The sequence below is a fragment of the Streptomyces sp. PH10-H1 genome (genome assembly GCF_030063355.1).
Taxonomy (GTDB): Bacteria; Actinomycetota; Actinomycetes; order Streptomycetales; family Streptomycetaceae; genus Actinacidiphila.
In genome coordinates this window covers 1-18,008 of record NZ_JASISZ010000114.1, presented here as the reverse complement: position 1 = coordinate 18,008, position 18,008 = coordinate 1, and the positions used below count along the sequence as shown (strand labels likewise).

The following is an 18,008-nucleotide window of genomic DNA, read 5'->3' as shown; positions in this document are numbered from 1 at the left end:
CAGCCGGGCGCAGCCGGGCGCGAGGAGCGTGTCAGGTCAGGACGCCACACACCCGGAATCCGCCGTCTGGCCGGTGTTCGCCCAGGTCAGTACGTCAGGATCGCCGCAATGTCAGGACGGATGTCAGGACGGATGTCAGGACGGATGTCAGGTCCTGGCCCCCGTACGCGTAAGGGTCTAGTAGGCGCCGAAGTTGCCTCTGGAGGTGCTGCACCGCAGGTCAGCGCGTAAGGATCAATCCTTACGTAAGGATCGGCGTAAGGATCGCGGTGCAAGGGGTCCGGCTGAGCTTGCCCGGGTCAGGCCCGGCGGCGGAACAGGGCGCGGCGGGGCTTGCCCGGCTCCTGGTCGCGGTCGCCCTCCGGCTCCGGCTGTGCGGGAGCCGGCTCCCAAGCGGCTTCGGCATCGGCCTTCTCCCGGACGACGTCGTCAGCGCGGCATGTCCCGCACACCAACAGGTCGCCGCCCTTCCAGGCTGCGTCGCGCGCGGTGGTCTCCTCCCAGCGCTGGTCGGTGAACTTGTGTCCGCACCGCTGGCACACCGGGCGCCGCGCCTCGCGGTCGGCAGCGCGCTGCTGCTCCTCTGCCGCGTCGGCGCGGGCGACCTGGCGGCGGAACAGGGCGTCGCCGTTGGGGTTGTCGAGCGCGGCGGCCAGCTTCTGCTTTTCGGTGCGTCCCAGGCGGCGCCATACCGCCGCGTCCGCACCGTGCTCCTACAGCTGCTCCAGGGTCGTGAAGACGACCGGCACGGCCTGGGCGTAGTCCCGGGCGGTGATGCCGCGTTGGTACACGTCGTACCGGCGCGGTGCCCAGTACTTGCGGCCGGTCTCCTGCAGCACCTTCACGGTGTTGGCGATCTTGGCGTGCGTGGTGTCGGCGAACACGAACGCCACCGGCGGTGTGCCCTCCCGGCCGGTGGCCGGGTAGTACCGGCGCCACAGCCGCTGTTCGTGGTCGACGCTGTCGAACCCGCCCGCACGGGCGAGGCGCTTGATCCGGTCGTCGGCGTCCGAGGGCACGAGCCGGAACCAGTCGGCGTACCCGCGCAGCTTGTGCACAAGCTCGTGGGCGTCCTCGGTGCGGCGGTCGATCTCCAGCAGCATCACCGGCACCCCAGCCGCCGGCGCCCGCATCACCAGATCCGCCCGCTGGACGTAGCCGTTGCCGAGCCGGTGGGCGACCTCGGTCTGGAACCCGAGCCGGTACCCGAAGCCCGCCTGGTGCAGTTCGGCGGCCGCCGAGGTGACCGCCGCGGCGTGGTCGCTGTAGCCGGTGCCCAGCAGCTCCCCCGTGACCGGGTCGTACTCCTGCTTGCGCAGCACCGAGACCCGTATCCCTTCCGGCTCCAGCAGCTGCTTCGCCTCACGGTGTCCTCGATCGGTCAGGACCCATACCTGACGCTGGTCTTGCCGCACCGACTCGATCCTCACCAGGCGGTGGTCCTCCAGATCCAGCAGGTTGTCCCGCGTGAGCTTGTCGTGCTGGTTGCCCGGTCGGGTTGTCAACGGACAGTGGGACATCCGGGTGAGCGGACATTTCGGATCCTTGTGCGCGGACAGCTGATCTCCCTGTCCGGTATGACTATTCATCCCCCGGATGGGGGCGTGTGTGGGTGCTGCGGGGTGTTCGTTAGCCCTCCACCAGCGGCGATGTCGGTGGTGGCTGAGATGCTGGCAGCATGATCCCGTGGAACCTGCTCGACCTGGACCATGCTTTGCGAGCCAGTTGGGCTGCCGACACCTGCTCGCCCGACGACCAGGCCGAGTGGCAGCCGGGCAATCCGGCCTGGGGGCACTGCGACATCACTGCCCTGATCGTCCATGACGTCCTCGGTGGCGACCTCATGCGCGGAGAGGTCCACGTCGACGGGGACCAGCGCGGCTTCCACTGGTGGAACCGGCTGCCCAGCGGTGTGGAACTCGATGTGACGCGTGAGCAGTTCCAGCGGGGCCAGCGCGTCATGGCGGCGTGCGTCGTGGAACGCCCGCCGGGGCCACTGCGCCGCTGGGACGAGTACCTCCTTCTGCGCGGGCGGGTCATCGAGCACCTCGGGCATCTTCCGGAGCCGGCCATCTGAACGGTGTCGATCAGCTCAGCGGGGTGACGCCCTGGCCGGTGGTGGCCTGGGTCAGCCGCAGGCTGGAGCCCTCGGTGGCGATCACGTCGCAGTGGTGGAGGAGCCGGTCGAGGATCGCGGTGGCGAGGACTTCGTCGCCGAAGACCTGGCCCCACTCGCTGAAGGCTCAGGCTCCGCCGCCCTCGCGGGCGGCGGGCTGCCTACTCCGGATCTGCCTCACCGCTCGTCGAGAACACCGTTCTGATCCAGGTCATTCATGAACTGATCGTGCACCCTCAGCTCACGCCCCCTGCCCGGACTCGTCAGGACGATCGTCTTCGCCTCGCCGAGTGCGCCGGGACCTGCCCCAAGCAGCTCGCGCGTGATCACCACCGCATCGAGCACCTCGACGCGGAGTGCACTCAGCAGCCGCCGCACTGCAGCCATCCCACCATCACTCGCCAAAAGCGGCTGGCACTCATCGACGAGCGCCTCAAGCCGGGCCGTCCTCTCTGGATGCAGCCCTCTGATCGCCATCACGCCGTCCCTCCCCTTGCGCCAGACTCGTCTCGATCATCCCTCAGAAGCTGTGTCACATCCTCTTTCCGCAGGTCACGGGGCGTGAAGGTGGTAGTGATCCCGCTTGCCGTTCGGTTTGGCGTCGATGGACGGGCAGCCGAACGGCTTGCTGAGGGGTCTTCAGGCGACTGCGAGGGTGACCGGGGCGGGACAGGCGGCAGGACATGAGGGTGATGAACGCCCACTGGATGTGGGCTTCGGCGTGGGACATCAGGCGTTCGTAGTCCCTCGCGCCGGGCTCGCATCGTCCATGAGTTGCTCCGTTCCACCACCAGTCGAGTTCGGCGCGGCAGCGGGCTGCTCGTTGAATGGCACGAATGCCCTCACCGATCCGGATGAGGGCATTCGCCGTGGTCACTGGATAGGCAGGATCAGGACACGCCCATGATCCAGACGTTCTCGTTGGTCACATCGCCGCAGTTGTACAGCTTCGCCGGGTTGCCAGTGGTCAGACCGCCCCAGATGTTCAGGCAGGTGTTGAGCGCGGACTTCGGCTGGATCTGCATGTGGCTGCCGTAGTGGACGGAGTTCCAGGTGCTGTCGGCGTCGCGGGTGCAGGACCCGAGCCTGATGTCGTTGCCGACCACGTCCCCGCCCTGCCAGTTGGTGGCGCACAGGCTCGTGTTCGACTTCGACTGGAGCTCGAAGTGGTAGCTATCGGTGTAGATGACGTTCCACTTCTGCGCGTCGGTCCCGTTGCAGCCCCACGCCTGGAGGTGCTGCCCGTTGAAAGCTTGGTTGTTGGGGATGTCGAGGCAGTAGTTGCTGAAGCCGCTCGAAAATTCCACAACGTCGCCATACCAATTGGTGGCGGCGTGCGCCGGGGCGACACCGAGGGTAAGGGCAGCGAGCGGAGCCGCAACAGCGGCCAGGGCTACAAGACGCTTACGCATGGATAACTCCTGGTTGTGGGTTGGGGAATGATGAGTACCGGTTTCTCATCCCCCGGCCGGAAGGCCGGCGGGACACCGGATGAAGGTGACCGGGGAGGCTTTGATCAAGGTCCCGTACGACATGATGACCGTCTGGTCCCGCGTGCACCGGATCGTGACGTGCACGTGTCAGCGAACACTAGTGCAGCCCGCGAAGATCATCCACCCGTTCGGCGTCCGACCGGTCGTCAAGGGTTCAGCGCACGAACAGCGTTGCCGCCGCGCTCTGCGAGTGGGCTCCGGGAGGCACGAAGGCCGCCCGCCTGCTCGCGCTCGGCAGGACTACAAGGCCCGTCGCGCGGTTAAGTGCGGGTGTCCCGTCTCAGTTGACCTTGCCGGTAGCCAATGCTGTGACCAGCAGTGATGCAAAGACGGGTGAGACGAGCCTTTGACGGAGTCTCAGTTAACGTTGCCGGTCAGCAGCACTTCCACGGGGTCGTCTCAGTTGATGTTGCCGGTCAGCGGTCGAAGGAGGCTGACCGGCGGCGGTGCTCGGCCTGCTTGCAGCGACCCGAACAGAAGCGGGCGTCGGAACGACGCTCCAGCCCTGCCAACCAGGTGACCCCGCAGACCGGGCACGCCCTCGTCTGCATCCGGGAGGCGGCGTCACGGAGCGCAAGGTCGTGCTGCTGGCGCCTCCAATTGCGCGATCTGCATACGGTCGAGCAGAACAGCTTGTTCGACTTGGGGGCGTTCAACTTGGTGCCGCAGCTGGCGCAACGACCCCGGTCGTCGGCGTCAGGGGCGAGGAGATCGTTGAGTCTGCGGGTGAGCTGGTCCAGTAGCTCCGGGGTGTGGGTGCGGGGTTCGTTCGGCATCGGGAACGGGTGGTTGGGCAGGGTGCGGTAGTAGCGCTCTTCCTCGATCCAGCGGACGAGCGGGTCTGCGACGCCGGCGCCCTCGTAACGGTAGCCGGGTGCGGCTCGTGCGCGGACTTCGCGGATGAATCGGCTGAAGTCCTGGGGGCTGCCGGTGAAGGGGAGGTTGCGGAGTTCGGGCGAGGCCAGGAGGCCGGGCAGCAGCCGGTCAGCGCTGACCCGCGTCAGCGGATGGGCGACTACCAGACGATGGCGGTCAACGCCCGGATGCGGGTCCATGCGGTCCTCGCGGCCGCCGGGCTGGAGCCGGATGAGGCGGACGAACTCGTCTGCGCGATGGAGGCCGGCGCGGTCGCCGGGGCGCACTTCTGGCTGGACGGCTGCGCCCCCGACGCCCAGGGCACCGCGTACGGCGAGGGCTGGGACGGCGGTGTGGACCGGGCGTTGGATGTGCTGGTGTCCACCGCTGACAGCGCCTACCGGCAGCGTGGGCGCGCCCGCGTCACCAGGTCGCTGCTGATCGGCGGGGAGATCCTCCGCAACCGGCTCGCGGTCGCGGACCCGGCTGTGGAGGCCGGTCCCGCTCTCGCCCCCTTGGGCGGAGAGGAGAACGACCGTGACCGGTGACCGTACGGAAGAGCAGCGGGTGCAGGATGCCGTGACGCGGCACGTCCGCAGCCGTGCCTTCGCGGAGGCAGAGGACGTCATCTCGTATCTGCTGTCCGACCCGCAGGTGCGGGAAGCGGGGGCGCGCATCGAGGCGGCGGAGACGGAGCTCGGCATGGAGCTGCACGACCGCCTCCGGCCGTTCCAGGACCGCTACGACCAGGCCGTGCGCGACGGCGACGTGGCCCGGCTCACCGGGATCTGTCCGGGCAAGCACGGCCGCTGGGGGCGGATCTGCGTCCTGGACGACGGTCACGAGACCTCGATGGAGGAACCGCACTGGGGCCGCAACAGCGAAGGCCAGCCCATCGCGTGGGTGGGCAGCGCGCCCGACGACTGGTGATCGTGCCACCGCCCAGCTGGAGCGGCGGTGTGGCGTTGGCAGGTAGGACCCCGGGCACGCTACGGCCCGGGGTTCTTCGCTGACCCGGGCCAGCGGCTTCGCACACCAGGGTCTACACGCACTCCAGTTTGATGTTGAGCTCAGCCGCCTTCTTTAGTGTGCGATGGAGTCGATCAGGTCGCGGGCGCCTTGGCGGAGCAGGGTGACGGCGACGGAGGTGCCGAGGGTGGCGGGGTCGAGGGGGCCGGCCCATTCGTGCGCGTTGAGGACTGTTTTGCCGTCCGGGGTGAAGACGCAGGCGCGTAGGGAGAGGTCGCCGCTTCGTTCGGCCTTGGCGTAGCCGGCGATGGGGCTGTTGCAGTGGCCTTGCAGGACGTGGAGGAACATCCGCTCGGCGGTGGCTTCGCGGTGGGTGTCGGGGTCGCCGAGGCCGCTGATCGTCTCGATGAGGTCGGTGTCGCCTTCGCGGCATTGCAGGGCCAGGATTCCCGCGCCGATCGGCGGGCACATCACCTCGGGCGAGAGGACTTCGGTGATCACGTCGGTGCGGTTGATGCGTTCCAGGCCGGACAGGGCCAGGAGCAGTGCGTCGGCGTCGCCGGCGGTGAGTTTGTCCAGGCGGCGGTTGGCGTTGCCGCGCATCGGCACGCAGTCGAGATGCGGGTGGGAGGCGGCGAGCTGGGCGATGCGTCGTACGGAGGAGGTGCCGATCCGGGTGCCGGGTGGGAGCTGGTCGAGGGTGAGGCCGTCGGGGTGGATGAGGGCGTCTCGGATGTCGTCGCGCTTGAGGAACGCGGCGAAGACCGTTCCGGCGGGCAGGGGCCGGTCCGCGGGTACGTCCTTGACGCAGTGCACCGCCAGGTCGGCTTCGCCGGCCAGCAGCGCGGCATCGACCTCCTTGGTGAACGCGCCCTTGCCCTCGACCAGGGACAGGTCGCCCATCCACTTGTCGCCGGTCGTCTTGACCGGGATCACCTCGGTGACGATGCCCGGGTGGAGGGTTGCCAGTTCGGTGCGCACCCGCTTCACCTGGGCGAGCGCCATCGGGGAGTCGCGGGAGACGATGCGGATCAGCTCAGGGGTGGACATGGCATCCACGATAGAGCGTCAGATCCGCGCGCCCACCACCAGACCCGATGCCCATCTCAGCTGTGTGCAGATCAAGTTGAGGCGGTCGGGCAGGTGTGCGAGGAAGTCATCGACCCGGTCCTGATGACCGGTGGGCCAGGTGGCCTGCGGCAGCAGGTCATCGACGATGTAGAGGCCGCCCGGCTCGAGCAGGTTCAGCAGGTCTTCCAGGCGGTGGAACTTGCCTGGTCTGCAGTCGACGTACGCGAGTGCGAGGCGAGGTCCGCTGTAGGAATCGAGCCAGGCGTCGGCGTCGGCTGTCTCGAACACCACCCGCGGGTCTGCGCCCAGGTGCTGGGCGGCGACGGCCTGGACCGTGGGGTCGGCCTCCACGGACACGTCACCATCACCAGTTCGAGAAGGTGATCGGCCGCAGCGCTGCAGATCGGGGCTGGTGGGACACTAGGGGTGCAGGGGTTGCCCGGCTGATCCCGTTAGGGGGCTGCCATGGATTACCTCACCGTCCAGCGCCGATCGCCCCGGCGGCCTGTGGCGTTCCTCGGCCTGCCGGCAGGTCCTCGCGCTGATCCTGATAGCCGGGGCCACCGGGTGCGCAGCGGGGTCGAAGTCCGCTTCGAGCAGTCCCACTGCGGGCCCCACCGCCGGCTCCACCCCCTCTCCCGTACCTGCCGCCACGCGACCGACCGTGGCCCAGATGCACACCGCTCTTCTCACCGCAGCCGATCTCGGCCCGGCCTTCAGCCCTCCGGCCGCCACCCAAAGCAGCCCCTCGACCGTGACCGGCTGCGAACCACTGGCTGGCATGTTCAACGCCCCCTCCCCTGCCCGCCAGGACAACGCTGAGGCAGATCTCACTGCGGGAAGTACCGGGTCCCTTCCTGGCAGAAGCACTGACCACCGAAGCCCCGGCCGATCTGGCCAAGGACTACGAGGTAACCAGGAATGCCCTGGCACAGTGCCACTCGTTGACCTTCGCCAGCGACAACACGACGCTGGTCTTCACGCTGAGCCCGATCCGGTTCGGGGGCCCGGGTGCAACGGCCGCCCGGCTGGACAGCACCTACCAGGGCGTCCAGGTCAACGGCTACCTGGCCGTCGAAAAGCTGGGACCGGTGGTAATGGTCTACTTCTTCTACCAGGTGGGGAGCGGTTCCTCCCAGCTCGCGTCCCAGTACTACCGGCAAGCCGTCACTAAAGCGCAACGCGTCCTGGGCACCGCCGGCATGAGGTTCCCCGGACCCATCAGCGCCGGGCCCCACAACCGCCACCCCCCGCCGTGCACGGTGACGACCCTTCCCGCCCAGGAAACCCCCGTGAACAAGGCCGGACCCAGTGCATGCGCGACGGCAAACCTCCGGCTCCATGACGGGAGCTGATCCTCGCCATGGCCAAGATCGCAGCGAAGGGTCGGTCAGAGGGCGGCGCGGGCCACGCGCACGCACCGCCGGCCCCGGACCATGGCCGGGAGCAGGACGCTGACACTCGCGGCCACCACCGTCCCGAACAACAACAGCCCACCCGCCTCTCACCACGAGGGCGAGCAGCGTTATGGGCGACGCAATCACCGAGCCGGCGAACTGCCGCCCCGGCGCCGCGACCGCCTATAGAGGGTGACCGGTCCCGACCATGCCAAGGTGATCGTCAAAAACTTGAAGGCGTTGCGCGGCACTGCCTCGGTCCAACCGGCGGTCACCGCGACCAAGGCGCTACAAGCCAACACCCCGATGCTGAACAGCAGCCAGTTGATCAGCAGCTCCTGCCACCACGAGCGAGCGTTCATCCATGCCTTCACAGCGGCCATCATGCACATTCAGCCGCCCGTCGACTACGGCAGGGTCCGACTCTCACTGGCCCATTCGCGTCACCCCGCCGAATGATCATTCGTAGTCTGGTCAGGGCGATGAGCTGTCCGCCCACCCGGACGTCCCCCCAGTGCACCTGGACCGGGACCGTCCACCTCGCGTGCCCGCCGACGCTTCACCCTCGGATGGGTATACCCCCACAAGGTGACACTGGCCTGAGCCACCATCAGGGCCAACAACACGATCGAACCCACCCGCACCACACCGCCGCGGTACAACGCGTGCCAGCCGAACCACACCAACGCACCGCACCACCAGAGCACCACACCGGTCCGGCGCGCCCACCCAGGCACCCGGCTCACCGCCGGCCCCGACCTCGGCCGAGAAACAGCACGCTGGCAGTCGCCGCCACCGCCGCCCCGAACACCAACCACCCCCACGGCGGCACCACAGCTGAACCATCCGCGACCCACCCGTACGCGACAGCACCCACAGCGCCCCCGACGAGGAAGAACCCAGCGCTACGAAGCGCCACCCACCACCGCGACCGAACCATCCCTGACATCACGGCCCACATCATCCACCCACCAAAACCACACCGCCCCAGCGGCCAGTAACCTGGCATGATCACGCCCCGACGGGTACGTCGGATTGTCGAGGAGGGGCCGCTTTGCGTATAGGTCTGCTGGTCCTGCTCGGTGTGATCACGGCACTGGAGTACATCTGCGGCATCGCCGCCCTCACCGCCGGCCGCATCTGGGCACCCTGGGCCCGCCACCGCGTCCTGCGACCCCAACCCTGGGGATGGGCACAACTCCTCGGAGCCGCCATGCTCACCATCTACGTCTTGCACTACGGCATGGGAGTGGCCTTCCCCCTGATGGGCGTTCTGGCTCTTTCCCTGATCTTCATGATCACCTCCATGGTGCTGAACCACTTCGCCCTCAAAACCCCCCGCTCAGGCGCCGGCACATCCACACCGACGAAGACCATCGCATCCTCCTGATCGGGGGCGCGGCGCAAACGCAACGGCACGGACACCCAGACACCTTGGACGCCCTGGTGACATTCGGGGCGCGTGCCGTACACAGGTACACAGGTTCCGCCCTGCCGTGACCCCCAATCCCCCACTGAGCTCCACCACCTGGGAAAACACGGGTTCTATCCCCAGATGGTTGGGGATAGAACCGTCCTACTCGTCCTCCTCACCGAGCCGACGGCGTGTGGAGTCACGCCGGGCCTCCTGCCGCGCCTCCTTGGCCAGCCGGTACGGACACACGATGTCCAGGACCCGCTCGTACACCCGGCGTGACAGCTACAGATCGCCCGACGCTTTCCGCATCCGGCGCAGCGCCCCGCGCAGCCCGCGGTTTCTGTACGCCTGATTGAGGCGACAGGGCCCGCAGGAGATGCCGTCTTCGGGTGGGACGGGGATCTCGGTGTACCAGTCCACCGGCGCGTCCACCAGCCGCTCGCAGTCCGGCGTCGCGCACTGCGGAACCACCGGTGCCTCCTCTTCGTCTTCCTCCGCGTCCCACTGCAGCCGCTGATCCTGCTCGGCCTGCTGCGCCGCCCGCTCGGCTTCCCGGCGGGCTTGCTCTGCCGCGCGGCGCTTGCCTTCCCGCTGCTGGTAGGCCGCCTCGGTGCGGGTGTCGGTGAGCGCGGTGAGCAGCGGCTCGAACTCTCCGCGTTCCTGCGCGACGCGCCGCCAGGTGAACCCGTGCGGGCCGTACTGCTGCAAACGGTCCAAGGTGGTGAGCACCAGCGGGACCTTGCCGGTGAAGTCGAGGTAGCCGTCGTTGCCGTACCGGCGTTCCTGCGCTGCCCAGTGCTCCTGGGCGAGCTCGGCGAGATCCTGCATCCGGTTGGCCAGCGCGCGCGGGCCGGCTCCGGTGAACACGAACGCCAGCGGCGGCCAGCCGGGCAGACCGGTCTCGGGGTAGAGCGTCTCCCAGTACGGCACGGTCCCCTCCTCCCCGGTCCGGCGCGACGTCCAGGTGCCCGGCGTGGCGGGGTCGTTGACGCGGCGGCGGTAGCAGGCGGCGCACGCGGCGAGCTTGTCCGCGACGCGCTGCACCGGCTCGCTGTTCATGTCGATCTCCAGCATCAGCAGCGGCAGCCCGGCCTCCTTCGCCCGCAGCACCCGCATCCGCGCGCACGTTCTGCTTCCCCGAGCTGGCGAGAGCGTGGGGCACCTCGGTCCGCCAGGAGGAGATGTCACCGATACCGCCCTGGGCGAAGGCGACGATGGTGGCGTTGACGCCCATCGCGTGCGGAGCACCGCCCCGTCCCGCGCCCCTCGCGCGGCCGCCGATCTCTTCCGGCCCGCGCTCCAGCAACCGCCCGGCCGCGTCCAGTCCGGCCGGAGTCAGACCCCACAGCTTCTGCGACGGCTCCCCGGTCCGGTCCGGCGCCCCGAACCTCCCCGCCGGACCCGCCGTGTTCCCCTCCGACACCACCTCGCCCCGCGCCTCCAGGGCCAGCAGGGCGTTGCGCATCACCTTGTTGTCGGCCAGGTGCGGGCGCACCAGATTCAAGATCTGCGTGGCGGTCGCCCACCTTCAACACGCCCAACACCCGCAACGCGTCCTTCTGATCCCTCACCGTCGATCTCGGCTTCGACTTCGCCTTCGATTCGGTGTTCGCCATCTGGGCCTCCCCCGTGCAGCTGCTGTGGAAGCCTTCCATGGTCGCCTGCCGGTACGACAATCCGCCCCGGCCCCCTTTCCTGGCCGACGCATCAGCGGCGGCCACGCAGCCCGCACAGGGCCCGCCGGAGGCCAAGGGAACGGCTTTCGAACCCTCGCGCCCGCCACCTTCACCCAGCCGCACCCGTCCCTTCTCATCGGGTGCAGTCAGGTGGTGGGGGCAAGAGGGTTGTCGGGATTTCCAGTGACGTACGGACAAGGGGTCTGACCTGCGAAAACACCGGATCCCCGGGCGCGGCTGTCGGTAGTAGTCACGGGTGCAGGAACGGTAGGAGCCACGGGGGGAACCGCGGGTACCAGCCAACTCGGCCCCGCCGGTCGTCCGCAGCGTCATCACTACCGCCGCCTGGTGCCGCTCACCGTGTCACCCGAGGTGCATCCGGCGCTGCACTTCCCGCTGCCGCCAGATCACCGCAGCCTGCCTGAACCCGGCCTGCAAGCGCAGCCGTTCGTCACCCCATCCATTGTGCACTTCACCGGCGACTCAAAGCCGGTCAACCACAGCGACGCCGACGAGCCGCCCACCGTGCCGCCCGCGAGGGGTGAGGAAACAGAAGCACCTCTCCCCTTCACAGGGAAGAGGTGTCGGCACGCGCCGCCCGGTTGCACTCCAGGGGTGACCAGGCCAGATGCGGTGCAACCCGGCGGGAGCGGTGAAACCCGCCGCGAAACCACCAGCGAAACCCGTGGTGAAACCCGCCGCGAAACCACCGGCGAAACCACCGGCGAAACCCGCCGCGAAACCCGGACCGGGCGCAGCATCACGCCACGCGTTCCACGATTCCACCGCGCCCGTTTGATCCCGTTCCAGCCCCTTACCCAGATGGTTTGCCCGATTCCATGCCGACAACCACAGTTCCTGGCGCTTCCGTACCGTCCGCCTGCGGCGACTGGTTCGAGGGCAAGCATGTGAGCAACCACCCGCTTGCACTGGGCGAGGCCGCGCCGTACCGGTGCTCCAGGGCCATGACCTGCGGTAGTGACGTCTGTGGAACATCTGTCGGCCGCCCGCCGATCTGCGTTCCATCCTGGAATCGAACTAGATTCGAACAGTGAGTACTGACCACGACGGGGAGCAGCCGGCGAGTCTGCCGTCGGCGGACGGGCCGCTGGTGCGGGTGCGGCTGCACGACGGGCAGGAGCTGTACGCCGTGGTGATGGGCCGGCGCAAGGAACGCGACGGGAGCTGGTGGTACCGGCTGCAGATCCACCTGCCCTCCGCCATCGTGCAGCGCGGCCGCCCGGTCGACGAGCCCGCGGCCGTCGACTTCCGCGCGCCGGCGAGCCGGTGCGAGCCGATCGCGGGCCAGGCGTACGACACGCTGCCCACCGAGCGGGACGGCGTCGGCCCGGCCTGGAAGGTCGAGAAGCCGGTGTACTTCGGCTCCGAGCGCGGGCCGGCGCGCATCGTGCACCGCGGCGACTGCCGCGCGGTCCGCGACATCTCCCGGCCCGCGAGCACCCAGCAGGCCCGCGCCACACTGGCGCAGCCCGACGCCGCGCCCTGTCCCGTCTGCCGACCGGATCGGCCCCTGAGCCGCGCCGCATGACCGCGGCCGCGCCTGCACCGCGGGCCCCGGTCAGAGGCTGGGAATGTTGTAAGCACTTCTTTTGGGACCAGAGTTCCGCGCCGAGGGCCACGAGATCGCGGGCGAGGACATCGCCCGGCTCTCCCCGCTCAAGCACAAGAACCTGAACCTGCTCGGCCGCTACAGTTTCGCCGCCTCCCCCCCGGCCGGGGGCGGGCTGCGGCCCCTGCGCGACGCGGACGCCGCCGGGCTCGACGATGACGACGAGGAGTAGGCGGGAGTTGCGGGTCTCAGTCCGCTCAGGCGGCGGTCGTCGGGTTCGCCGATCCGGCAGCGTTGCGGTGTTCGGTGTTGATGCGCTGGGCTTCTTCGAGCTGGTCTTCGAGGATGACGATGCGGCAGGCGGCCTCGATGGGGGTGCCGTGGTCGACGAGTTCGCGGGCGCGGGCGGCGATGCGCAGTTGGTAGCGGGAGTAGCGGCGCTGTCCGCCGGCGGAGCGCAGCGGGGTGATGAGGCGGGCTTCGCCGATCGCGCGCAGGAAGTTGTGGGTGGTGCCGAGCATCTCAGCGGCGCGGCCCATGGTGTAGGCGGGGTAGTCGTCGTCATCGAGACGGCCGAAGGAATCGTCTGCTGTCATTTCACCTCTCTGTGGAGCACGTGGAGGGGCCCGGGCGCTTACGTGCGCCCGGGCCCCGAAGGAACTGCTACACCATCTGCCGACCCTGGTACTGCGCCGGCCTTCTGTTTCCGCCTGCCCGACCGTCATGCTGTCGGGGGTGCGGGGATCGCGGTTGCTTGACCGGAGACCACCTCACTATCGATGTCCTGCGGTACCCGGACTCGACAATCCGTCCGGGCGATCCTGATGGCGCTCTGCTCCTCCGCTCTTCCCTCTGAATGAACTGCCTTACCAAACGGGGGACTGCGTACTACTGATACCGCTGGTGATGCGTACTGCTGGTGACCTGTGCAAGCGCCACTTCTTCGGCAGCCAGCCCCGTCGCCCGTCGTGCGTCTGCTCTGGCTTAGAACCCCACTGCCGAACCTCCCGGTGCGCGCGCCCGCAGCCGACGCCTTCACCGAGGTACCGCTCACTTCACTTCACTGCTGGGTACTGCCACTGCGTCAACTGCTGTCGGCGGCCCCTGATGACTGCGGGCCACCCGGTCCGGTCGCCAGTCCCGTCGCCGTCCTGCAACCGCTCTGGCTTCGGAACTCCACCACCGCACCGTCCTGCGCACTACAACTACCTGTACTGCTGCCCGGCAGTGCCAGGCCCTGCGGTCTCTCTGGGCTACGAGAGAAACCATAACCACACCACCGCCCAATGTCTACTCCAGCCAGCAAAGATTTTCGCGCGTCCGATGGAGAGGTAATCGACCCCCGTCGGGAAGGTCGCACGGCGGGCTCCACCCGGCTTAACCGCCTGCGCGACCTGCCAGGCCAAGAACGCCCCGAGCGTGAAGGTGAACCCGCCGACGAACCAGGACCGCCGCCGCATCCCCCGAACGCTCAGCGGCCCCGGCCCCGGCGACCCATGAGCTGCAGGTATCCCGGCTCGACCCTGAGCTGCGGGTACTTCGACCGGACCCTGGTCAGGCCCGGACATCGACGACATGATGTGCCCTCTGCTCTCGACGACCCACGACCCACGACCTACCGGGCACCGCCATCCCGCGGAGCGATGCCCGGCGGCCTGGCGAACACCCCCCGTTGACACACGGTGGCCAACAGGTCGGCTTCCCGACCCGCGCACTTCCAGACGGCAAACGAAAGGCCCCCCCGCCACCATCCACTGCGGCGGTCTCAGCTTCGGCCAGCTCCGCGTAGAGCGAGGCGACCGAGGTGCCGACATCGCCACCGCGCCGGCGGCGCCCTCATGCCCCACGGCTTCGCCCACCGACGAGCACGCGGATACGGCACGCCCCTACCGGCCAGGCCCAGGGCCGAACCCGCGCTCCCGCGTAGCTCCGCTGCCCGTCCGGCAGGGACGCCAGTCCCGAGCGCTTAGGGGGGTCGCGCCTCGGGACGCCGTCCGGCCGGCGCGGATATCAGCGACGGGTCCGAACGGTCCCGGGCCGTCACCGACCATTCCCCGGAACTGTGCCCACTATCCGCCTACCATGGCGCGACGTTCCCCTCTATGAGGGGTGCTACAAAGTGAGCGACTGATCCTGAGCGCGACGGTTACGGCCGGTGCGCTCGTCTCCATGCTTGCCTATTCGGCGGCTGCGGATTGGCATGGAAATTGTGATGTGTCGATGCGTGGGCCACCGCCGCATAAAGCCAGCCGTGGCCTCGGCGGTGTCACCCACCAGTGACATCTCGGTCAACAACTTCACCGGCCCGTCGCTGCACCGGATGGATCGGCCAGCTCGACCAACGTTCGAACGAGCGGTGAGGCAGGAGTAGAACTCGCCCCGGAAGCAGAAGAGTTCCACCAATGGCTCTCGCCGGGCGACCAGGTGCGAGTACAACACCGCAACCCGCACCGCGCGTTGGGAACGAACCTCGTCGGGGATGCGCATGCCACACCAACGAAACCAAGGGCGGGAAGCAACACCGCGTGATCTGCGAGCCCTCTGGCGCCGAAAGGCGGGCGTTGGCGGACTTACGGCATCTCAAAAGAGCTTTCATCCTTCGTCCACGGACAGGCGCATCCATCACGTTGTGTCCGCGGACAATGCCGATTGTCCGCCGACCACCTGGGATTTCCGGCGGATAGGTTGACGGACAATCGCAACAGATGCACCGTAGGCCTTCCGCCATCCCAGCCGAGCCAGGAGGCCCCTCGTGGACATCCCACTCCCGCAGCTTGCGCGACGTATCCATTCCCTATTTCGCTCAAGGAAGAGGGATGCAAGTGTACGTACAAGAAACCTACTCCGACGGGCATCGACCCTTCTGGTCTCGTTTGCTGTCATCGCAAGCGGGATGATTTTCTCCGCCGGCTCCGCCTCGGCCGGGGCGACGTCGTACAACGGGGGGTGCGGGTCCGGATTCCAGCAGATCGACAGCGTCGTCATGAACAGGCCTTCAGACGGCGCGTATGCGGGGACCGGATACCTCACCTACAACTCTTCGACAGGTGAGAACTGCGCGGTCCTTCAGGTGCCCTACTCCGACCCGGCGAAATGGGTGTTCATCGGAGTCAGGCGCTCCGACGGAGCAGGAGTGCCCAGCTGGGATGAGGGCTACTACACGCAGTACGCGGGGCCGGCCACGGTGAGCGCCGCAGGTGCTTGCATCATCTGGGACGGTTTCGTCGGAACCGACAACGAGGACACTTCTTCGCGAGCCGCACGGTTCCACAAAGGGCCCTATCACTGCGACTGAACAAGGGGGCGAGGCTGCCGCACCGCCTGTTCTCCTGGGACATGGCACTGGAGAGCACTCGCGACCGTCCGCCGGGCCAAGTATTCGTGAGAAGTAGCAGCACTTGTCGTTGGATGTAGGGGGTGGTCGGAGGCTTGTCATCAGTAGCTGGCAGCCTGGGCGGGTGCTGATCGACGGATATGAGGATGCCCCGCTCGTTGCCGGAGAAGAGCTGCTGTCTCTGGCGGGGTTCTGGGCTGCCTACCTGATGTGGCTGTGTGAAACGGAGGAGGAAGAGCCTGACCCGGCGTGGTTCGGCGTGGACGCGGCTGACGCCGACGCAGCCTACGAGGCACTGGCCGATGAGGATCGATGGCCAGTGTTCCGGATCCCGTTCCGCGGAGGCCACAGCGCCGTCGTGCTGGTGCGCAATCTCGCGGACGACGCGGGGACCGAGTACCTGGTGACGCATCCCTCATGGGGCCGTCTCGGGCATCTGGCCACGCTCGACAGACACCAGGCCGGCCCCGGCCTGTCGTGGCGCGAGCTGCTCCACATCGCGCGCACGCCAGATCTATCCTCCCCTGGGGTCCACGAGCCGAATGGTCGCCTGCTCCTCCTCCTGCCCGCCCTGGGTGACAGCGATCTCCCCGCCGACGCAGCCGACGTGCTTCGCGGCGCCCTCACCTGGGCGGGGGCACCCGAGACGGAAGCCCGCCGAGTAATCGAAGCCCTGCTTTTGGACCATCCGTATTGGGAGCCGGCCAGATGGTCGTTGCTGCCGGCGTCCCCGCTGTCCGGTACCGGGGAATCCTTCACCGGCATCCTCTCCTGCGACGAGCCAGGCAGCCCTCGGTGCAGAACACGGATAGCTCAGGGCATCCCCCGAGACCAGAGCGACCGGCTCGCCCACGCGCTCGGTACGTGGCCTACCACCTGAACCCAGCCTTATAGCGCGCGAGGTGACGACGGACAAGTACCGAAGTGCTTCCGAAACTCGGCAACATCGTTCCCCGTCGGCTGCCGACCGTTCTCGGCGCTGACCGACAAACGCTGCTGGATCTCGGCGACAAAGCCAGAGCCGTACCAAAGGCAGGTGATCTCGGCCAGGCGGACGGTGTCGGTGCGCTGGTAGCGGTGGACCTCGAAGGCGGTGAGGGCGGCCGTGGCGGCCAGGTCTTTCGGCGTGCCCAGGCGGGCGCCCTTGAGGGCGGGCCGTCCGCGTTTGCCGGTGCGTGGCGGGGCGAGGTCGTAGAGCACCGCGGAGGCGGGCAGGCGGGTGGTGAAGGTGCAGGTGGCGGGCAGGTCGCGCAGGGCCTTGCCGTGGTAGGCGGCGTCCGCGACGACGTGCAGGCGCCGCCGGTGGTGGCAGGCGGCCAGCAGGCGGATCATCGAGGCGGCGATGTCGACCTTGGACTGTTCCTGCCCTGGCCGCCACAGGCGGGCCATCACCGGCAGGCACACCGGCCGGGCCAGGAAGGGCAGTTCGACGACCAGGCCGATCACGACGAAGCAGGTCCCGCGCCCGACCGGTTTGGGCCCGGTGGCCGCGCCGTCGTGCTGCCAGGCCGCACCGTGCACCTTCTTCCCGCGCCGCTTGAACAGTGTGTCGTCCACCGCGACGGTCAGTACCGCGCCCTCGGGCAGCAGCCGGCGCACGACCAGGTGGGACAGGGAGACACCGAGGATGTCCGGGTTCCACCGGGCGCGGGAGACGAACGTGTGGGCGCGGTCGTGGGACCAGGTACGGGTCAACCCGGCGCCGGTGAGCATCCCGGTCACCGTGCACCGCCCGGTCTGCACGATCAGCCCCGTGACCAGGGCGGCGAAGGTGCGGAACGTCGGCGTGGTGAAGCTGCCCCGTACCAACTCCAGCACGGCGAGCAGCGAAGCGGGTACGGTCGGATCCGGAAGCATCGGCGGGTCCCTCACAGCAGGCGACACAAGTACCGCCGATGCTTCTCTGCTGTCTCCAGCCCGCGCGGCCAGATGACGCCACATCACCCACCTGAGCGCCCCCACGACGATCAACGAAAACGTCGAAAGTCGAGAAGCCACGGGGCAGAGCCAAAATCACGGATCCCCATCAACTGTGGTGCTGGCGCTCGGAGGCAGAGCCCCGGGCCGCCGGGGGACGCGTCACGGGATCAGGGGCGTCTGCCCCTGATCC

20 protein-coding genes and 3 pseudogenes are annotated in these 18,008 nt (G+C 68.4%); 11 read left to right on the top strand and 12 right to left on the bottom strand.

Annotated elements, in window-relative coordinates; all coding sequences use genetic code 11:
- Positions 1 to 299: 299 nt before the first annotated feature.
- Together QMK24_RS38055 and QMK24_RS38050 are read right to left on the bottom strand one after the other, a co-directional pair.
- On the bottom strand, positions 300 to 542 hold the full coding sequence (locus QMK24_RS38055; RefSeq protein ID WP_283471472.1) for a hypothetical protein: 243 nt from the start codon (positions 540 to 542) through the stop codon (positions 300 to 302).
- A 171-nt stretch (positions 543 to 713) separates the two neighbouring features.
- Entirely contained in the window at positions 714 to 1,505 is a 792-nt protein-coding gene (locus QMK24_RS38050; RefSeq protein WP_283471471.1) for a replication-relaxation family protein, read from the bottom strand.
- Between the two features lie 173 nt (positions 1,506 to 1,678).
- On the opposite strand from QMK24_RS38050, the gene QMK24_RS38045 reads away from it, so the two are divergent.
- Positions 1,679 to 2,077, top strand: a complete 399-nt coding sequence (locus QMK24_RS38045) for a YunG family protein (protein ID WP_283471470.1) — start codon at positions 1,679 to 1,681, stop codon at positions 2,075 to 2,077.
- Positions 2,078 to 2,087: 10 nt separating this feature from the next.
- Here the strand turns inward: QMK24_RS38045 and QMK24_RS38040 are convergent.
- The 4 genes and pseudogenes from QMK24_RS38040 to QMK24_RS38020 form a co-directional block, all read right to left on the bottom strand.
- Positions 2,088 to 2,240 (bottom strand): annotated as a pseudogene (locus QMK24_RS38040) (ATP-binding protein); the annotation flags it as partial.
- A gap of 53 nt (positions 2,241 to 2,293) precedes the next feature.
- Positions 2,294 to 2,596 carry a hypothetical protein gene (locus QMK24_RS38035; protein WP_283471469.1) on the bottom strand — a complete coding sequence of 101 codons (303 nt, stop codon included), beginning with the start codon at positions 2,594 to 2,596 and terminating at the stop codon, positions 2,294 to 2,296.
- A gap of 410 nt (positions 2,597 to 3,006) precedes the next feature.
- Positions 3,007 to 3,528 carry an RICIN domain-containing protein gene (locus QMK24_RS38025; RefSeq protein ID WP_283471468.1) on the bottom strand — a complete coding sequence of 174 codons (522 nt, stop codon included), beginning with the start codon at positions 3,526 to 3,528 and terminating at the stop codon, positions 3,007 to 3,009.
- Positions 3,529 to 4,025: 497 nt separating this feature from the next.
- Positions 4,026 to 4,664 (bottom strand): DNA gyrase inhibitor YacG, encoded by a 639-nt coding sequence (locus QMK24_RS38020; RefSeq protein WP_283471467.1) that lies wholly within the window; start codon positions 4,662 to 4,664, stop codon positions 4,026 to 4,028.
- Between QMK24_RS38020 and QMK24_RS38015 the strand changes: the two genes are divergently transcribed.
- Both QMK24_RS38015 and QMK24_RS38010 read left to right on the top strand, forming a co-directional pair.
- Entirely contained in the window at positions 4,635 to 5,012 is a 378-nt protein-coding gene (locus tag QMK24_RS38015; RefSeq protein WP_283471465.1) for a hypothetical protein, read from the top strand. The two genes, QMK24_RS38020 and QMK24_RS38015, sit on opposite strands and share 30 nt — an antisense overlap.
- Positions 5,002 to 5,394: a hypothetical protein gene (locus QMK24_RS38010; RefSeq protein ID WP_283471463.1), complete on the top strand. Its 393-nt coding sequence runs from the start codon at positions 5,002 to 5,004 to the stop codon at positions 5,392 to 5,394. Before QMK24_RS38015 ends, QMK24_RS38010 begins: the two co-directional genes overlap by 11 nt.
- Before the next feature lie 153 nt (positions 5,395 to 5,547).
- Here the strand turns inward: QMK24_RS38010 and hemC are convergent, their stop codons facing one another.
- Complete coding sequence (gene hemC, locus QMK24_RS38005; protein WP_283471461.1) at positions 5,548 to 6,483, bottom strand: hydroxymethylbilane synthase; 936 nt, start codon at positions 6,481 to 6,483, stop codon at positions 5,548 to 5,550.
- 18 nt (positions 6,484 to 6,501) lie between these two features.
- Entirely contained in the window at positions 6,502 to 6,855 is a 354-nt protein-coding gene (locus QMK24_RS38000; protein ID WP_283471460.1) for an O-methyltransferase, read from the bottom strand.
- Between the two features lie 593 nt (positions 6,856 to 7,448).
- Between QMK24_RS38000 and QMK24_RS37995 the strand changes: the two genes are divergently transcribed.
- The 3 genes from QMK24_RS37995 to QMK24_RS37985 all read left to right on the top strand — a co-directional run bounded on the left by QMK24_RS37995 (position 7,449) and on the right by QMK24_RS37985 (position 9,291).
- The gene (locus tag QMK24_RS37995; protein WP_283471459.1) at positions 7,449 to 7,859 is read left to right on the top strand and encodes a hypothetical protein; all 411 of its coding nucleotides are present in this window, start codon (positions 7,449 to 7,451) and stop codon (positions 7,857 to 7,859) included.
- Between the two features lie 234 nt (positions 7,860 to 8,093).
- Positions 8,094 to 8,360 carry a hypothetical protein gene (locus tag QMK24_RS37990; protein ID WP_283471458.1) on the top strand — a complete coding sequence of 89 codons (267 nt, stop codon included), beginning with the start codon at positions 8,094 to 8,096 and terminating at the stop codon, positions 8,358 to 8,360.
- A gap of 595 nt (positions 8,361 to 8,955) precedes the next feature.
- Positions 8,956 to 9,291, top strand: a complete 336-nt coding sequence (locus tag QMK24_RS37985) for a hypothetical protein (protein ID WP_283471457.1) — start codon at positions 8,956 to 8,958, stop codon at positions 9,289 to 9,291.
- Positions 9,292 to 9,600: 309 nt separating this feature from the next.
- Here the strand turns inward: QMK24_RS37985 and QMK24_RS37980 are convergent, their stop codons facing one another.
- Together QMK24_RS37980 and QMK24_RS42130 are read right to left on the bottom strand one after the other, a co-directional pair.
- The gene (locus tag QMK24_RS37980; protein ID WP_283471456.1) at positions 9,601 to 10,434 is read right to left on the bottom strand and encodes a hypothetical protein; all 834 of its coding nucleotides are present in this window, start codon (positions 10,432 to 10,434) and stop codon (positions 9,601 to 9,603) included.
- Between the two features lie 16 nt (positions 10,435 to 10,450).
- A pseudogene (locus tag QMK24_RS42130) lies at positions 10,451 to 10,786 on the bottom strand (hypothetical protein); the annotation flags it as partial.
- 556 nt (positions 10,787 to 11,342) lie between these two features.
- On the opposite strand from QMK24_RS42130, the gene QMK24_RS37975 reads away from it, so the two are divergent.
- The 3 genes and pseudogenes from QMK24_RS37975 to QMK24_RS37965 form a co-directional block, all read left to right on the top strand.
- Positions 11,343 to 11,906 carry a hypothetical protein gene (locus QMK24_RS37975; protein ID WP_283471455.1) on the top strand — a complete coding sequence of 188 codons (564 nt, stop codon included), beginning with the start codon at positions 11,343 to 11,345 and terminating at the stop codon, positions 11,904 to 11,906.
- A 139-nt stretch (positions 11,907 to 12,045) separates the two neighbouring features.
- The gene (locus tag QMK24_RS37970; RefSeq protein WP_283471454.1) at positions 12,046 to 12,543 is read left to right on the top strand and encodes a DUF6233 domain-containing protein; all 498 of its coding nucleotides are present in this window, start codon (positions 12,046 to 12,048) and stop codon (positions 12,541 to 12,543) included.
- A gap of 70 nt (positions 12,544 to 12,613) precedes the next feature.
- Positions 12,614 to 12,796, top strand: a pseudogene (locus QMK24_RS37965) (hypothetical protein); the annotation flags it as partial.
- Positions 12,797 to 12,821: 25 nt separating this feature from the next.
- On the opposite strand, the gene QMK24_RS37960 reads toward QMK24_RS37965, so the two are convergent.
- The gene (locus tag QMK24_RS37960; protein ID WP_283471452.1) at positions 12,822 to 13,160 is read right to left on the bottom strand and encodes a MerR family transcriptional regulator; all 339 of its coding nucleotides are present in this window, start codon (positions 13,158 to 13,160) and stop codon (positions 12,822 to 12,824) included.
- A 2,387-nt stretch (positions 13,161 to 15,547) separates the two neighbouring features.
- Between QMK24_RS37960 and QMK24_RS37955 the strand changes: the two genes are divergently transcribed.
- Together QMK24_RS37955 and QMK24_RS37950 are read left to right on the top strand one after the other, a co-directional pair.
- Positions 15,548 to 15,859 (top strand): hypothetical protein, encoded by a 312-nt coding sequence (locus QMK24_RS37955; protein ID WP_283471451.1) that lies wholly within the window; start codon positions 15,548 to 15,550, stop codon positions 15,857 to 15,859.
- A 163-nt stretch (positions 15,860 to 16,022) separates the two neighbouring features.
- Positions 16,023 to 16,778, top strand: a complete 756-nt coding sequence (locus tag QMK24_RS37950) for a hypothetical protein (protein WP_283471450.1) — start codon at positions 16,023 to 16,025, stop codon at positions 16,776 to 16,778.
- Between the two features lie 8 nt (positions 16,779 to 16,786).
- On the opposite strand, the gene QMK24_RS37945 is transcribed toward QMK24_RS37950, so the two are convergent.
- Complete coding sequence (locus tag QMK24_RS37945; protein ID WP_283471449.1) at positions 16,787 to 17,755, bottom strand: IS701 family transposase; 969 nt, start codon at positions 17,753 to 17,755, stop codon at positions 16,787 to 16,789.
- Positions 17,756 to 18,008 lie beyond the last annotated feature (253 nt).

Bases quoted from the DNA above. Each gene is read 5' to 3' on its own strand.
- QMK24_RS38015 (WP_283471465.1), top strand. From the start codon at position 4,635: ATGGCGGTCAACGCCCGGATGCGGGTCCATGCGGTCCTCGCGGCCGCC.
- QMK24_RS37945 (WP_283471449.1), bottom strand. From the start codon at position 17,755: ATGCTTCCGGATCCGACCGTACCCGCTTCGCTGCTCGCCGTGCTGGAG.
- QMK24_RS37960 (WP_283471452.1), bottom strand. From the start codon at position 13,160: ATGACAGCAGACGATTCCTTCGGCCGTCTCGATGACGACGACTACCCC.
- QMK24_RS37955 (WP_283471451.1), top strand. From the start codon at position 15,548: ATGAACAGGCCTTCAGACGGCGCGTATGCGGGGACCGGATACCTCACC.
- QMK24_RS38045 (WP_283471470.1), top strand. From the start codon at position 1,679: ATGATCCCGTGGAACCTGCTCGACCTGGACCATGCTTTGCGAGCCAGT.
- QMK24_RS38025 (WP_283471468.1), bottom strand. From the start codon at position 3,528: ATGCGTAAGCGTCTTGTAGCCCTGGCCGCTGTTGCGGCTCCGCTCGCT.
- QMK24_RS38020 (WP_283471467.1), bottom strand. From the start codon at position 4,664: ATGGACCCGCATCCGGGCGTTGACCGCCATCGTCTGGTAGTCGCCCAT.
- QMK24_RS37980 (WP_283471456.1), bottom strand. From the start codon at position 10,434: ATGCGGGTGCTGCGGGCGAAGGAGGCCGGGCTGCCGCTGCTGATGCTG.
- hemC (WP_283471461.1), bottom strand. From the start codon at position 6,483: ATGTCCACCCCTGAGCTGATCCGCATCGTCTCCCGCGACTCCCCGATG.